Origin of the sequence: Vibrio sp. Vb0598 (genome assembly GCF_033338935.1) — a bacterium.
GTDB lineage: Bacteria > Pseudomonadota > Gammaproteobacteria > Enterobacterales > Vibrionaceae > Vibrio > Vibrio alginolyticus.
On record NZ_JAWOTP010000015.1, the window covers coordinates 96,286 to 111,070 of the forward strand.

Consider the following 14,785-nt stretch of genomic DNA (forward strand, 5'->3'; position numbering starts at 1 on the left):
CTTTCACTTTGTTTAAACCACATCCCCAATCAACCTAGTAAAAGGTGCAGATAGAAAAAAAGCCGCTGCATCTACGCAGCGACCTTAATAGCCTTTTTACGACGCACACCAAATCATCAAACAACACAGAAAAAGCGCCATGTAGAATACGAAGCAAATGGCGCGTTATCCGCGGATTACCTGTGTTAAAGCGAAGCTGATTTAAGTCTCTGACTTGGAACAAATACGTTCAATGACTTTGGACGCAGCTTGATTGCCAGTTGCTCATCAGAATACAGTTCACCATCAATCACATACTCAATCGGTTTATTCGCAGAAATAGTGACGCTCTGAGCCGTCGCGTATTGAAAATGTGTCGATTCTTCCTGTGCGCCTACGCTCGTTAATGTCAGATCCGACAAGGCGATAAGACGTCCGCCTAAAGACTCGGTGTTATCTAAATATGTGATATGCAGCTTGCCATCATCAGGCTGCGGCGCATCACCACCTTGGGCAAGCAACGTACTAAATGGAGCGATATTCGCAACGACAAAACTATGGACTTCAAGCGTTTGTGTATTATTGTCGTGGTTTCCATCTTCAGTTGGAGCGTCTAACGAAACGGTTAAAGCTTGCGTTTCTTCCGCCACTACAGCATTAAAAAAGCCAGTGAGGTAAGCGAGTTGTCCAAAAACATTTTTCTCTTCTCGCTGAGCGTGCTCGATCATCTTCTGTTCTAGCCCAATACCTAAGACCAATAAAATAAGCCGCTGATTGCAGTCCGCAGTATCAATACGTTGGCAGTGTCCGCCAAGCAACGCTTCACACGCTTTTTCGACCGGTGAGAATTTTGCGCCAACGCCATAGAGCACATGACATAACGCATTGGCAGTTCCGAGCGGAACAATACCGAGTTTTAGGTCGGTATCCACCAATTGGCTCGCCACCTCTGTTACTGTGCCATCGCCACCAGCTACGATGATTTGCTTAGCTCCACTTTCTTTTGCCTGTTGTGTTAGCTGCTCGGCGCTGAGGTTTGTGGTGGTTTGATGAATACTCAAGCGATATTTTTTGGTTAGTTCACGAATCAAGTGCTGTTCGTTTTCCTCCCATTTTCCGCCACCTGCAACAGGGTTAACCACCATCCAAGTGGATTGATCCAGCCCTAGTACGCCTTTTTCACTGATCGCTCGTAACGTTCTAATCTGTAATTTATTCAATCTCGCGGTACTACGTACGTCATTGATTTTTTTCATCACGGATTCAACCGTCAGTGACGGGTCTTTGCTCAGTAAATACGCCGCCACAACAAACACTGAACGACCACGCCCTAACGCACAATGCACAACCACAGCCCGCGAGCACGAGATTTGAGTATCAATCCAGTTAATCGCATGGCGAAGGCGCTCTAGCGTTGGGGCTTTGTGGTCGAGTACCGGAATCGAAAGGTAATGAAACTGCTTGTCGGTCATCGCACTTTCAAGGCCTGCAAATTCTGCGGTGACATCGACAATACAAGAGATCTCATTGGATTCGAGAAAATCTAAGTCACTCTGAAACAAACGGCGAGATAGGTATAAATTGTCGCTGACTTTTTGGATTGGAGGCACTGTATCACGCCGTCTTTCCCAGGCGTTATATGCTTTAGCCCCCAATAAAAATGGGATGAATGCCCAGCGAATCCATCTGACAATCTTGCCATCTTGGTTTTTTCTAAAAATAGAGGGAATGTCGAATACGTAGGCTACGCTGACCAACGCTAAAGAAAGAGATATCCACAAGAACAGCAGACTAACGATAATTTGAGGCGTATAGATAGCGGCCAATAAACTGATCAGAGCGCCAAGAATATAATATTTGATGATAAACATTCGCTCTCCTTGCCTTCAGCGAGTGCACTTTTTAGTGGAAGTTAGAATACGCGGGGGATTGAGCTTGGATACATGAACTTGAGTAAACGCCTTGATTGAGTGCCTTCCCGTGCCGAAATGGCACGAAAAGGTCCAACACTCTACCTAGCTTGCCATCTCTTCAACATAACCATCCGCTAGTTTCATTTTCTGCTTATCGGTCATTACCTTACCGGCTAACTGGAAGAAACGCTGCTCTTCTTCCTCAAGATGGTGCAACACTTTGTGACGCAAGGTTTTCATTAGGTTGAGCCACGCTGGCGAGCTCATATCGGTTGCATCAAGCTGTGCAATCACTTTATCAATTTCATGATGCTCTGCGATGCCATGGCGAGTGAGATCAATGGTCTTATCGCTATCTATTAAAGGCGCGTAGAAAAATCGCTCTTCTGCCGCTGCGTGCTGTTCGAGTTCCTCTTTAAGGTTATGATAAAACTCTTCACGAGCGGGGGAATCTCCAGACGTTTCCATCAGAGCATCGAGTAAAAGGCGCTGCTTTTCATGACTCTCTTTCAGTACATCAAATATGTTTTTCATCTTTGACTCCTTATCTGATTGTAAACAATTGGGACAAAAGGAAGGGCGGTGATTGACCGCCCCTCTCTTACATAGCTATGCGTAAAAAACCTAACCTGATTCGGCTAACAGTCTTGGTCTTCAGCGTTTAGATTTTCTTTAATGTTTTCACATTCATCTTCAATCGCATTTTGGGTTTCTTCGGCGGCTTCATCTATCTTTTTGCCGGCCTGTTCCATTGGCCCTTCTTCACTACAAGCTGCCAACGCAAACACCAAACCGAATACTGCGGCGATACGGTAAATAAATGACGTAAGTCGCATGAAATCTCCTATCTATTTACGTTTTTTCTTCCCAGCAGAACAATCACTATTGATACAATTAATGACAATAGGAATAGGTAAAATATCACTTGCGCGATAGAGGCAGCAGCTCCTGCAATACCGGTAAAGCCTAATAGTGCAGAAATTAGTGCCAGTGCCAGAAAAATAAACATCCAACGAACCATAGTGTTACCTCCTAATAAAAGTGGGTTAAATCACTCGGCTCGCTATTATTGAACCACTTCTAGCTTATCAATCACCTTATTTACGTCATTGGTGTTATTTGCAATTGAAATTGCAAGATCATGCTCCGCATCTGAATTAACTTTACCTGCCAACGTTACCGTTTTGCGTTCCGTCGTTACATCAATATCCGTACCACTCACATTGGTATCCATTAGTAGGCGCGTTTTAACTATAGTCGTGATTTTAGAATCGGTCAGTGTAGCTAAAGCTTCTGAATCAGTTTCTTTCTTGCCTTCATTCACTACTGACAATTCGTTGTTTACTTTTTTCACACCATCAAGACCAGTCACAAGCTCTTCGGCAAGTGATTTTTCAAGATCATTGTTTACCGAACCAGAAAGGGTAACGACCTGATTCTCAACATCGGTATTGATATCAAAAGAGTTGAGATTGCTGTTTAGCAGTAGTGTGGTTTCAGCTTTACCATCTAGCCAAGCGTCCATGGATTCTTTTTCCCATTTATCACTCGCTAAGACTGCTGTAGATGAAGTAGCAAGAACTGACGTAAGTACAATTTTAGCTGCGATGTTATTCATGGTAATTCTCCTTTATTGACGTTGCACTTCCCTAGGAGCAAACCATGTGCCAACTTTATAACTCATTGTTTTTAAGTGACTAATAAAGGAAAGAGGTAAAAATGAGATGAGCAATAAAGTATAAGCATGAATTATTTACACGTAAAAAATGTAATTTTTAATCGGTGATAAAGCCTCCGCCACTTGTGCAGAAATAACCTGATAAAACAGAAAGGCTATTTCTCCAGGATCAATTAATAGCAAAATTATTATTTTAAAAATAAAAATCTGAACAAAAGGAAATATCTACTGATGGCTCTCACCGATATATATCAAAAAGGGGCTAACAACATAAAAATACCGAACAAATCCTTAAATCTATGCTGACAATATTTTGTCTTGTGAAGTGAGAATAATCCACGTACATTGTTTCTGTCATAGTAAAGAGGACATTTCTATGTCGATGCCAAGCCTGTTTCTAAGAATACAAGATCCATCACTTAAAAATGCCATCGCTTCTTGCCAGGAACTGAACAAATTTCGTCTGCATGACATCGATGCCGCAGACCAATGGATTGAAGATTTCCTACAACTCAAACCGGAAGTTGCGATTGTTGAAGTCGCCCACTTTACTAGTGCAGATTATCAACGTCTTTCTAATATCGAAGACATCTACGATATGGACTTGATCATCATTAGCTCAGGCGCTCCAAACGAGAACTTGGATAAACTGATGAACTTGGGTGCTATTTTTCACTACAGAAAGCCCGTTGATATTGCCATTCTGACGGACACCCTGAGCGAAGTCAGCCAGTACTATCAACACAAACAAGATCAAGGGCGTAAAGTGTCCACCAGCGATCTTGACCAATTTGGTCTTTTGGTCGGATCTTCCTCTCCGATGCATCAGCTCTATCGTATGATCAGGCGCGTTGCTAAAACAGAAGCCAACGTCCTTATTGTCGGTGAAAGTGGATCAGGCAAAGAACTGGTGGCGCAGACCATCCACTTAGCGAGTGAGCGTAAACAACAGCCCTTTATAGCGATTAACTGTGGTGCCATTAGCCCTGAATTGGTTGATAGTGAACTGTTTGGTCATGAGAAAGGCGCTTTTACCGGAGCAAATAAAACTCACCAAGGTGTATTTAAGCAGGCAGAGGGCGGCACACTATTTTTAGATGAAATCACCGAGATGCCTATCGAGCATCAAGTGAAGCTATTGCGGGTGCTAGAAACCGGAGAGTATCGCCCAGTTGGCAGTAATACAGTTCATATCGCTAATACTCGCATCATTGCTGCTACAAACCGTGATCCTAAAATCGCCATTGAGGAGCAGTTCCTGCGTGAAGATCTGTTTTTCCGGTTATCGCATTTCCCATTAACGATACCGCCACTGCGAGAACGAGGCGGTGATATCGTCGGTCTGGCCAAGCACTTTATCGCGCACCGCAACGCCAATGAGGCAAAAACCAAAACGATTCTTGACTCTGCGATCCAAAAAATCGCTGCACACGACTGGCCAGGTAATGTCCGTGAGCTCAAACACACGATCGAACGTGCATTTATTTTGGCTGATGACACCATCCGAGATGAACACCTTATCTTCGACACACCACCATTGGAAACAGGCACCAGCATCGAAGACCTTGTTCCGGCGGGCGTTTCGTTAGAAGAGCTAGAAAAAGCCGCCATTCTCAATACCCTTGAAGAGAATCAAGGTAATAAAACGGAATCAGCGCAGGAGTTAGGCATTAGCGTGAAAACGCTCTATAACAAACTCGAAAAGTATCAAGACGAGTAACTCGCTATGGGAATACAAAAAAAGCACTGAATAAAACTCAGTGCTCTTTTTGTATCTTATCTTTTATGCAGTTAGGCTGCGTTTGGTGTTTGATTAAACCCACTGCCCCGCAACAAAACCGCTCGACCAGCACCACTGAAAATTGTAGCCCCCTAGCCAACCAGTCACATCCATCACTTCACCAATAAAATAAAGCCCTTTAATGTCTTTGCATTCCATGGTTTTCGAGGATAAGTGATCAGTATCGACACCGCCGAGTGTCACTTCCGCAGTTCGGTAGCCTTCAGTGCCATTCGGGGCGATATCCCAATGCTCTAGACGCTCCACAATCGCCGCAAGCTCCTTTTGATTGAACTGTTTTAGCGGTTTATCGACTAGCTCTTTACGTTCAATTAAGACTTCAACCAGACGCTTAGGCAGCACTTTGGCAAGCGTATTCTTGAGTGACTGATTTGGATGCTTCTCACGACTGCGTTCTAATAACTCAGCAACATCATCGTTTGGCACAAGATTGATCAACACCTTTTGTCCGGCCCGCCAGAATGAAGAAATCTGTAACACTGCTGGACCAGATAAACCACGATGTGTGAACAACAGGGCTTCTTTGAACATGGTGCCATCTTCAGCCGTAATTTCCGCAGGTACCGCGATACCAGATAACTCAGCAAAGTCTTCTTTGTCTTCTTTATGCAGAGTAAATGGTACAAGACCTGCCGTGGTTGGGATAACTCGAAGACCAAATTGTTCCGCGACTTTATAACCAAATGGTGTCGCTCCCAGTTTTGGCATCGACAAGCCACCTGTTGCGATAACTAAAGACTCACATTCGACAATCTCAGTACCAGCATGCAAACGAAAGCCTTCATCAATTTTTTCAATCGAATGAACATCGCATTGGTAACGCTGCTCGATGTTCGGCATGTCACACTCAGCTAACAACATCTTCACGATATCTTTGGCCGTAAATGCATCGACACAAAACAACTGGCCGTGATCACGCTCTTCGAACTCAATGCCATGTTTACACACCATCGAGATGAAATCCCAGTTAGTGTATTGGGAGAGCGCCGACTTAACAAAGTGCGGGTTTTGACACAAATAGTGATTAGCTGAAACGTCGTAGTTAGTGAAGTTACAACGACCACCGCCCGAGATAAGGATTTTACGTCCTGGCTTTTTAGCATGATCGAGCACCAAAACACGGCGGCCTCGCTTGCCTGCTTCTGCAGCACACATTAAACCTGCTGCGCCTGCGCCAATTACAACAACATCAAATTTCTTACTCATCGGTAGCTCTTAGACTGATTGGTATCGAATCAAAATAAAAAAGGATGTGCACATTGCACATCCTTGCTTTCTAGGCGCGACATTCTACCGACAAATACCGAAAGGGAAAAGCGCTTAAACTCTAAGCGCTCTGTATGTACGTAAAATCTCAGACAGAACAACTATCTAGATCATCGACTCTTAGAGAATGAAGGCAGCAAGTAGCGTCACGCCGAGCAACGCAGTCGATAGAACAAACAATTCACGCACTCTTTCACACTTACCAGTAAAAATTTCATCGTGGTGATGATGATATTCTTTACTTTTAATGTAGTGATACAACCTCACCTGCTTGGTGACATTTCCATGAGTGGTAAAAAAACCATTACCATCAACTTGCTGATATAACAGCGGATGCGCTTCACGCATGATATAAATTAGAGAACGAAGAGCGGTGAGATACCGGACCATATTAACTCCAGTTACCACCATTAGCGCAAATAAGATTGTGTCTCCACTGATCATCTTTTCCTCCCTACATCTTCAACAATGCTCAAGAGAAAAAGACGACCAACACTTCGTCTTTACCCGCTACTTACAACGTCCCAAAACGCGTTTACGCAGCTGGAGCATCCATGATTGAAGATGAACCTTCTTTCGCCATTTGTGCTAGATCTTTGTCGATGAAGAACAACGCTTTACCGTCTTCACCTACCAGTTCGATCTTATCTAAAATCCCTTTAAACAACTTCTCTTCTTCGTGCTGTTCTGACACGTACCACTGTAGGAAGTTAAACGTTGAGTAGTCTTGGCTAGTAAATGCAACGTGCGCCAGTTTGTTGATTTTTTCCGTTATCATTTGCTCATGTTCAAATGTCTCGCGGAAAACGTCACCTAGGCTCGCAAAGTCATGCTTTGGCGCATCAATAGCGCCTAAGATTGGCATTGAGCCAGTTTCACTCACGTAAGTGAATAGGCGTTGCATGTGCTCCATTTCTTCTACGGCGTGAGCGCGTAAAAATTCAGCCGCACCTTCAAAACCTTTGTCTTCACACCAAGCACTCATTTGTAAGTATAGATTGGATGAGAAAAATTCTAGGTTAATTTGCTCATTCAATTGTTCGACCATAGTTTGAGACAGCATGTTAACTCCTATTATTGTGCATGCAATATACCCAAGTAACCTCGAAATAAGTGACGCTGCGAGAATAGCTTGGTCTGGCAGACACGGCGAAGTTTCACTTCAACTCTAGTCAGTAACACTACGCTTATTTCAGCATATCAAAGTCACTTGGGTATAACGCCACTATAACATGATTACTGAGACAAGACTTTGTACCTACGGCACCGATATGAGATCACTTCAGCAAATTTTTTTTGGGGTTGGTGCTAATCTAAAACTATGACCTTACAAGGAGATAGCAATATGAGTTACAAACACATACTTGTGGCAGTCGACCTTTCAGACGACAGTAAAGTGTTGATTAAGAAAGCCGTATCACTGGCTAAACCTCTGGATGCGAAAGTCTCTTTTATTCACATCGACGTGAACTACGCAGAACTCTACACCGGGCTTATCGATATCAATATGGCAGAAGCGCAACATCAAGCAATGGAAGCATCGCGCACACAATTGGCAAACTTCGCAGAATATGCGCAATACCCAATTGCCCATACTTTAGTCGGTAGTGGCGATTTGAGTAATGAGCTGTGCGATACTATTCAAGACTACAGTATCGATTTGGTGGTTTGTGGTCATCACCAAGATTTCTGGAGCAAGATTCTATCTTCGACTCGACAGCTGATTAACTGCTCACCAGTCGATATGCTGGTCGTACCGCTAAAAGACTGATTGGCGCAGCGATAAAACTTGGTTAGACTGCGGGCACATTTGTTGTTGATAAAGATTCTCATCCATGGCTTATCTATCCGCAGTTACCCTACTTTGGGCATTCTCATTTAGCCTGATCGGCGTTTACCTCGCCGGTCAGGTTGATTCTTGGTTCTCGGTGTTCATGCGCGTGGCACTGGCGAGCCTGGTTTTCATTCCCTTTTTGAAATTCCGTGGCGTTAGCAAACCCCTGATCGCGAAACTGATGACCGTCGGTGGCTTCCAGCTCGGCTTGATGTATTGCTTCTACTACCAATCTTTTTTGCTCCTTTCCGTGCCAGAAGTATTGCTGTTCACCGTATTCACACCCATTTACGTCACGCTAATCTATGACTTCTTGAAAGGTCGCTTTTCACCTTGGTACTTAGTTACCGCAGCAATAGCCGTATTTGGTGCCGCCTGGATTAAATTTGCAGGCATTAATGAAGATTTCCTACTGGGCTTTTTGGTCGTTCAAGGAGCAAACCTCTGCTTTGCCATCGGTCAGGTGGGCTACAAATATATCATGGAGAGTGAACCCGTCGATTTGCCACAACACACCGTGTTTGGCTACTTCTACTTAGGTGCACTTTGTGTAGCAACCGTGGCTTTCGCGCTCATGGGTAACCTAGACAAATTACCAACCACTACAACGCAATGGGGCATTCTGACATACCTTGGTTTGATTGCTTCTGGTTTTGGTTACTTTGCTTGGAACAAAGGCGCGACCATGGTGAACGCAGGGGCACTGGCAGTAATGAACAATGCATTGGTTCCGGCGGGCTTGATTGTAAACATTGTGATTTGGAACCGCGATGTTGATGTCATGCGACTCGCCATTGGCGGTGCGATCATCATGCTATCCCTATGGATTAACGAAACCTGGGTGAAAAAGCGCGTAGAGATGAGCTACGCCAATAAGTAACGCAGCTAATCCTATAAACATTTCGACAATAAAAAACGCTCTCCGACTGGAGAGCGTTTTTTTATTTGATTAATGCACTTTGGCTTGTGAGATTGCGTTCATCAAAGCATTAGGTGGCGTTGGCAGCAACACTTCTAGTTTCGCATTGCGCGCTTCAAGCTTGCGCTGACGCTTAAGTAACTTTTGTTGTTTTTTCGCTACTTTTAGCAACTTCTTTTGCTGCTTATAATGCTTTTTCAGTGCTTTTTTCGCTTTCTTGAGCGATTTTTTATCCGCTAAATCAAACCATACTGGTGCGTCGGCTCTTACTGGCTCCGGAGATTTTTCGGCTTGTTTTTTCTCTTTCACACGCTCAACAACACGCCTCACAATCGCGGCTTTTTCGTTGCTTTGTTTAGTGGTCACTGGAATCGCTTGTGCTGGCAGAGCTTCAACCAATAAGCCACATGCTTGTTGCTCACTCAATGGCTTGTCTTGGCATTTTTGTGGAGGAATTGCGGCTGGCTTACAAAGGGTATCTTTGGCCGATGAAGAGCGTGCGCAAGAACGACAAACGAATTTTGGTGCGACAACTAAACGATGGATATCACCAAGTTCTGCCGCGATCTGTTTGCGACTCATTTTACATAAACGTTTAGCCATTCTACTACTCCAGCTTCCCAGTTATCGACCGCATCACAACAAGTGAAATAATAATAATTCTTAGTTAGATATACAGTCAGGGAAGGGAATTAGCAAGAGAAAACTATCAATAGAGACGAGGAAAGAGAGGCTGAGTCACAGCACGACACACCGTACTGTGACAAGAAAAGTTGAGCCGTCAGGAAGTTATGCCATCGATGCTTTAACGTAGACATCGAAGCGATTTTTTTTCGTTTCAATCGCCATGGTCGGTTTTTTCTCGTTCAGCCAGTTAGCATAGTCTGGGCGTTTAACTACTACACGCTTTGTGGCTAACGCCATGGCTGGTTCTAGTAGGCCATCGGCGTCCAAATCGGCGCCAACCAACGATTGGAAAACGCGCATTTCTTTTTTCACGAGCGCCGACTTCTTTTTATTTTCTGGGTGCGGATACATCGGGTCAAGATACACCACATCTGGCTGGACAAAGTCTTTATCTTGCGCCAATTGTTCTAGCGCATCATGGCTAGAAGCATGGATTAGCGACATGCGCTCAGATACCCAGGTGCCGATTTCTGAGTCTTGTTTCGCTCGAGCCAAGCCATCATCTAACAAAGCCGCTACGACTGGATGACGCTCGACCATCTGCACTTTACAACCTAGCGAGGCGAGCACAAACGCATCACGACCAAGACCTGCCGTGCCGTCTAACACGGTTGGCGTTGCCCCTTTGTTCAACCCCGCCGCTTTCGCAATTGCTTGGCCTTTACCACCGCCGAACTTGCGACGATGACCGACCGCACCACCAATCAAATCCACAAAGATGGCACCCAGCTTTGGCTCATCCACTTTACGTAGCTCCAAACGCTCGGTGGTTAGCACCAAAGCAAAATCGCTATCGTCAGCGTGTGAAAGCTGCCAACGCGCAGCGAGTTCATCAAGATGAGATTGTTGAGACGGGTTTTCACAGATCAATTGCAGTTGCAAAAGGAGGCTCCAATAAAAATCGAGGTAACTGGCGCTGAGTGTATACCTAAGTTACCTATTAATGCTAGGTTGAGCTTGCTACGCAGAGGTTATACAACCGTCAGTTGCTCCACTAGCTCATAAAGCGGCTTAGGATGGCCAATACCGTAGCCTTGGCCGTAGTCCACACCGAGGTCTATCAAATGCTGCATGACCTGGTCATTTTCGACAAACTCCGCCACCGTCACTTTGCCGAGCTGTTTCGCCAAGTCATTGATTGAACGAACCATCACGCGGTCCATTTCATTTACGTTGATATCTTGCACGAAAAGACCATCAATTTTCACGATATCGACAGGAAGTTTCTTTAAGTAACCAAATGAAGACAATCCAGATCCGAAATCATCCAATGCAATCATGCAACCCAAAGCCTTTAACTTGGTAAACAGCTCAATGGCTTGATCCAGATTGCTCATCGCCGCTGTCTCGGTGATTTCTAAGCAGATTTTTTCACACGGCAGAGTCGAACTTTCCAATCGCTCCAATAAGAAGTCAATAAACTCTTGATTCCCCATAGATTGACCTGAAAGGTTTATCGAACAGCGACCAAGCTGTTCAACCACCTCAGGACGCTGTTCAAACCACTCTAGCGTTTGAGTAATAACCTGCTTATCAATCCAATGGGCAATGTTGTAGCGCTCGGAAGCAGGGATAAACAGCGCAGGAGAAACATAATCACCGTACCCATTGCGAATACGCACCAAAATCTCAAAATACATTTGAGTCTCGTGCTTTTGTAAGCTTTTTATCGGTTGAGCAAACAGTTCTAAACGTTGATTCGACAATGCCTCATGCACCAAATTGACGCTCTGCATTTCCATCTGACGACGCTGCAACTCTTCGTTATCTAAGCTGAATAGATTATAGCGGTTACGGCCTTGCTCTTTAGCGGCGTGACAAGCAGAGTCTGCTTGAGCATGCACCATTTGTGGCGTATCAGCGGTATGATCGATGATACGGATACCAATTGAGCAACTGATGAACAGGCGTGTGTCTTCCCAAATAAAGAGGTGTTCGCTTAGTGTCGAGATGATCAGTTTGGCAATATTGATGGCGCCATATTCGTCACAGTCTTTGAGTAACACCGCAAACTCATCGCCTCCCATTCGAGCCAAGATGGAATTGTACGGCAGAACGCCTTCCAGCATACTGGCGCAGAATTGAATCGCCGCATCACCTGCATCATGCCCAACCGTATCATTGAGGACTTTTAGTTGATCTAAGTCGAGGTACAACATGGCGTGGACTCGACGATGGCTGTCCACTTCGCACAGTGCGGTCTTAAGCTCTAGTTCAAAATGGTTTCTGTTGTAAGTCCCCGTCAGTAAGTCATAGCGAGCTTGGTATTCCAATTTCTCGGAGAGCAGTTTGGTTTCGGTAATATCTTCGCCCACAATCAGCAGTTGCTCAGATTCACTCAGCGGACGAATATTCTCGCGCACCCAAACACGATGACCATTTGCATGACGATACTCGACTTCACGTCGCCAAACACCATGCACTTGCTGGTTGGGTTGCAATAACACTTGGCGAGGGAACAGCACTTTGTCATCAAAATAGAACTCCCTCAGGCGATGTCCGAGCATGTCCATCGGTTTGTAGCCAAGAAGTAGTTGAGCAAATCGATTCACTTCTTGAATTCGGTTATTACTATCAAGCGTCACCATCATCACGGGCTGCTGCTCGTAATAGTTGCGTAGGGTTGACTCACGTTGGTAGAGCTTGTCCTCCATCAATTTACGACTGGTAATATCGCGCGCTTCAAACAAGTATTGCTTATGATTCCCTACTTGCTGAGAAAAAGGCTTGAGCGAAACTTCTAATACCAAGGCGCCGTGTTCTTTACTCCAAATTTCAGCTTCAAACGTCGACACTTGATGGTGAGGCGCATGGAAATACTTCTCTAGCAGCGCTTGGGCTTTCTCACTCCAGTTGGGATGAAACCAAAGTGGTCGGTCTAAACGCAGTCCTTGGTGATAAAGTAAGGATTGAAGGTGATCGTTGCCCGATTTAAGCACACCGTTGGCATCCAAAATGCCCATATACTGCATGCTCTGATCGAAAATCGATTCTAGAATAGCCTGGCTTTCTCGCGCAGCGCTCTCACTGCGACGCATCCGCTGTAAATAATAACCCATCAGCAAAATGACCACCGACATCACCACAAACAGACTACCAAACAGGCGAATTTCCTTGGCAAAACGTTCAGAAAGCTTCATTGGCTTATTAAAAAATACCGCAGAAACCTCTTGTTCAGCCCCCAATCCCCAACGCGCTACCGCTTGGTAATCGAGCTTTATTTCAGAATCACTTTTTTTCACGGCAGGCAGAGGCTGATCAGGGTTATCCAAAACGAATTCAAGCATCTCTGCGCTCTCAATACCATGCCGATAACCACTTTGAATAACCCCTCCAACTGCGCCATGACCCAAACCAATGTCATGCACCATAAACAGCGGCGCGTTTGAGACTTTGTTGACACCAACCCAGTCACGCTCGCTGCCAACCATACCTTGTTTATCTCGGTAATAGGTCCAGAACAAGACGACTTTATCGGAACTCAGTTTTGCGACTTGTTGTTTTAGATCGATGATACTGTCTGGGACAAGTTGTACGATTTTGTCTCGATATTGCGGGAACTTGAGGACAAAATTGTCGATTTGATAACGCAACACCTCACCGGTCACCGAGTGGTCACTGACGATGAGAACTTGTGTGTAGTTCGGATGTAAGCGCTCAATAAGAGCGAGATTCGCTTCCAAATCGACATCTTCCATGACTCCGGTTGCATTCAGAGAACGATGTAAAGAAGGATGGTAGTTATTAATGCCGTTAAATATAACTGGGGTGTCTTTGATGATTGGGGCTAAACGCTGCATGAGTTCAAGTGCATTGTTATCGCTCACTAAAATGGCATCGAATCGCTCTTTGCGTAATTTCGTAAGATACAAGGATTTTAGTTGCGCAAAAAACTGCTCACTCTGGTTACGTTTCGAGTCTAGATAGAGCACACGCATGTCCAGCGCTCGATCGCCCAGCTGTTGCTCGATGCCTCGCTGTATGGAGTCCGTCCAGAAAAAACCCTGATGATAGGAGTGCACGACCAACACCTTCGGATCTGAGGCCGTAGCAAACGCGCTCCAACATAGCGCGGCAATAACCAGAAAACGCTGCACATTATCTCCATAGCTCGGAGTTAACCCGCAGTTACTCCTGCCAAACCTTGTGAATCCTATCCGCTATGAGTATAAAAGGGAGGTAAAACTCTATCCCTAACGGAAATCATAGTATGAATGCGAGCCTGCCGAAACTCGACGACCTTGACCGCGCAATATTAAAAACACTGATGGCTGACGCCAGAACGCCCTACGCAGAAATGGCAAAGCAGTTCGATGTCAGCCCTGCCACTATCCATGTGCGTATCGAAAAGATGAAGTCGGCTGACATCATCGAGGGAACGGAGGTGATCATCAATACCAAAAAGCTTGGCTACGATGTGTGCTGCTTTATTGGTATTAACCTCAATGCAGCTCGTGATTACCACTCCGCGTTAGAAAAACTCAACGCGCTCGACGAAGTCGTTGAAGCTTACTACACCACGGGCGCGTATAACATATTCGTCAAATTGATGTGCAAATCGATTGAAGAGCTGCAATTTGTACTGATCGACAAGCTGCAAGCCATTGATGAGGTTCAGTCCACGGAGACATTGATATCGTTGCAGAACCCGATCAACCGAAACGTAAATCCGTAAAATTTTTTATAAAAACTGTACAAAAAAGCCAAC

Annotated in this window: 15 protein-coding genes; 4 read left to right on the plus strand and 11 right to left on the minus strand. The window is 44.9% G+C overall.

The window, feature by feature from the left end; all coding sequences use genetic code 11:
* Positions 1–185 precede the first annotated feature (185 nt).
* The 5 genes from R7Q38_RS15740 to R7Q38_RS15760 all read right to left on the minus strand — a co-directional run bounded on the left by R7Q38_RS15740 (position 186) and on the right by R7Q38_RS15760 (position 3,510).
* Complete coding sequence (locus R7Q38_RS15740; protein WP_167415588.1) at positions 186–1,850, minus strand: diacylglycerol kinase family protein; 1,665 nt, start codon at positions 1,848–1,850, stop codon at positions 186–188.
* Between the two features lie 144 nt (positions 1,851–1,994).
* Positions 1,995–2,426: a hemerythrin domain-containing protein gene (locus R7Q38_RS15745; RefSeq protein ID WP_005379185.1), complete on the minus strand. Its 432-nt coding sequence runs from the start codon at positions 2,424–2,426 to the stop codon at positions 1,995–1,997.
* A 104-nt stretch (positions 2,427–2,530) separates the two neighbouring features.
* Positions 2,531–2,728 carry a hypothetical protein gene (locus R7Q38_RS15750; RefSeq protein WP_005379178.1) on the minus strand — a complete coding sequence of 66 codons (198 nt, stop codon included), beginning with the start codon at positions 2,726–2,728 and terminating at the stop codon, positions 2,531–2,533.
* Positions 2,729–2,736: 8 nt separating this feature from the next.
* Positions 2,737–2,913, minus strand: a complete 177-nt coding sequence (locus R7Q38_RS15755; RefSeq protein ID WP_005379177.1) for a DUF1328 family protein — start codon at positions 2,911–2,913, stop codon at positions 2,737–2,739.
* Positions 2,914–2,958: 45 nt separating this feature from the next.
* On the minus strand, positions 2,959–3,510 hold the full coding sequence (locus R7Q38_RS15760) for a BON domain-containing protein (RefSeq protein WP_005379174.1): 552 nt from the start codon (positions 3,508–3,510) through the stop codon (positions 2,959–2,961).
* Between the two features lie 436 nt (positions 3,511–3,946).
* On the opposite strand from R7Q38_RS15760, the gene R7Q38_RS15765 reads away from it, so the two are divergent.
* Complete coding sequence (locus R7Q38_RS15765; RefSeq protein WP_005382945.1) at positions 3,947–5,290, plus strand: sigma-54 interaction domain-containing protein; 1,344 nt, start codon at positions 3,947–3,949, stop codon at positions 5,288–5,290.
* A gap of 93 nt (positions 5,291–5,383) precedes the next feature.
* Here R7Q38_RS15765 and R7Q38_RS15770 read toward each other — a convergent pair whose 3' ends face one another.
* The 3 genes from R7Q38_RS15770 to ftnA all read right to left on the minus strand — a co-directional run bounded on the left by R7Q38_RS15770 (position 5,384) and on the right by ftnA (position 7,700).
* Complete coding sequence (locus tag R7Q38_RS15770; RefSeq protein WP_005382944.1) at positions 5,384–6,577, minus strand: NAD(P)/FAD-dependent oxidoreductase; 1,194 nt, start codon at positions 6,575–6,577, stop codon at positions 5,384–5,386.
* Between the two features lie 180 nt (positions 6,578–6,757).
* Positions 6,758–7,081, minus strand: coding sequence for a universal stress protein UspB (gene uspB / locus R7Q38_RS15775; protein WP_005379169.1), 324 nt, complete (start codon positions 7,079–7,081; stop codon positions 6,758–6,760).
* Positions 7,082–7,172: 91 nt separating this feature from the next.
* Entirely contained in the window at positions 7,173–7,700 is a 528-nt protein-coding gene (gene ftnA, locus R7Q38_RS15780; RefSeq protein ID WP_005379167.1) for a non-heme ferritin, read from the minus strand.
* Positions 7,701–7,982: 282 nt separating this feature from the next.
* Between ftnA and uspA the strand changes: the two genes are divergently transcribed.
* The gene (gene uspA / locus R7Q38_RS15785) at positions 7,983–8,408 is read left to right on the plus strand and encodes a universal stress protein UspA (RefSeq protein WP_005379165.1); all 426 of its coding nucleotides are present in this window, start codon (positions 7,983–7,985) and stop codon (positions 8,406–8,408) included.
* 64 nt (positions 8,409–8,472) lie between these two features.
* Positions 8,473–9,351: a carboxylate/amino acid/amine transporter gene (locus R7Q38_RS15790; protein WP_065274996.1), complete on the plus strand. Its 879-nt coding sequence runs from the start codon at positions 8,473–8,475 to the stop codon at positions 9,349–9,351.
* 69 nt (positions 9,352–9,420) lie between these two features.
* Here the strand turns inward: R7Q38_RS15790 and R7Q38_RS15795 are convergent, their stop codons facing one another.
* The 3 genes from R7Q38_RS15795 to R7Q38_RS15805 form a co-directional block, all read right to left on the minus strand.
* Positions 9,421–9,993, minus strand: coding sequence for a hypothetical protein (locus R7Q38_RS15795; RefSeq protein WP_064368886.1), 573 nt, complete (start codon positions 9,991–9,993; stop codon positions 9,421–9,423).
* Positions 9,994–10,179: 186 nt separating this feature from the next.
* Positions 10,180–10,959: a class I SAM-dependent methyltransferase gene (locus R7Q38_RS15800; protein ID WP_213871804.1), complete on the minus strand. Its 780-nt coding sequence runs from the start codon at positions 10,957–10,959 to the stop codon at positions 10,180–10,182.
* An 89-nt stretch (positions 10,960–11,048) separates the two neighbouring features.
* A complete protein-coding gene (locus R7Q38_RS15805; protein ID WP_318114283.1) occupies positions 11,049–14,174 on the minus strand; it encodes an EAL domain-containing protein in 3,126 nt (1,041 codons plus the stop codon).
* A gap of 113 nt (positions 14,175–14,287) precedes the next feature.
* On the opposite strand from R7Q38_RS15805, the gene asnC reads away from it, so the two are divergent.
* On the plus strand, positions 14,288–14,752 hold the full coding sequence (gene asnC, locus R7Q38_RS15810; protein WP_005389595.1) for a transcriptional regulator AsnC: 465 nt from the start codon (positions 14,288–14,290) through the stop codon (positions 14,750–14,752).
* Positions 14,753–14,785: the final 33 nt, after the last annotated feature.

Coding starts and splice junctions, on each gene's coding strand:
- uspA (WP_005379165.1), top strand. CDS start 7,983: ATGAGTTACAAACACATACTTGTGGCAGTCGACCTTTCAGACGACAGT.
- asnC (WP_005389595.1), top strand. CDS start 14,288: ATGAATGCGAGCCTGCCGAAACTCGACGACCTTGACCGCGCAATATTA.
- ftnA (WP_005379167.1), bottom strand. CDS start 7,700: ATGCTGTCTCAAACTATGGTCGAACAATTGAATGAGCAAATTAACCTA.
- R7Q38_RS15755 (WP_005379177.1), bottom strand. CDS start 2,913: ATGGTTCGTTGGATGTTTATTTTTCTGGCACTGGCACTAATTTCTGCA.
- R7Q38_RS15795 (WP_064368886.1), bottom strand. CDS start 9,993: ATGGCTAAACGTTTATGTAAAATGAGTCGCAAACAGATCGCGGCAGAA.
- R7Q38_RS15790 (WP_065274996.1), top strand. CDS start 8,473: ATGGCTTATCTATCCGCAGTTACCCTACTTTGGGCATTCTCATTTAGC.
- R7Q38_RS15765 (WP_005382945.1), top strand. CDS start 3,947: ATGTCGATGCCAAGCCTGTTTCTAAGAATACAAGATCCATCACTTAAA.
- R7Q38_RS15770 (WP_005382944.1), bottom strand. CDS start 6,577: ATGAGTAAGAAATTTGATGTTGTTGTAATTGGCGCAGGCGCAGCAGGT.
- R7Q38_RS15750 (WP_005379178.1), bottom strand. CDS start 2,728: ATGCGACTTACGTCATTTATTTACCGTATCGCCGCAGTATTCGGTTTG.
- R7Q38_RS15740 (WP_167415588.1), bottom strand. CDS start 1,850: ATGTTTATCATCAAATATTATATTCTTGGCGCTCTGATCAGTTTATTG.
- uspB (WP_005379169.1), bottom strand. CDS start 7,081: ATGATCAGTGGAGACACAATCTTATTTGCGCTAATGGTGGTAACTGGA.
- R7Q38_RS15760 (WP_005379174.1), bottom strand. CDS start 3,510: ATGAATAACATCGCAGCTAAAATTGTACTTACGTCAGTTCTTGCTACT.
- R7Q38_RS15745 (WP_005379185.1), bottom strand. CDS start 2,426: ATGAAAAACATATTTGATGTACTGAAAGAGAGTCATGAAAAGCAGCGC.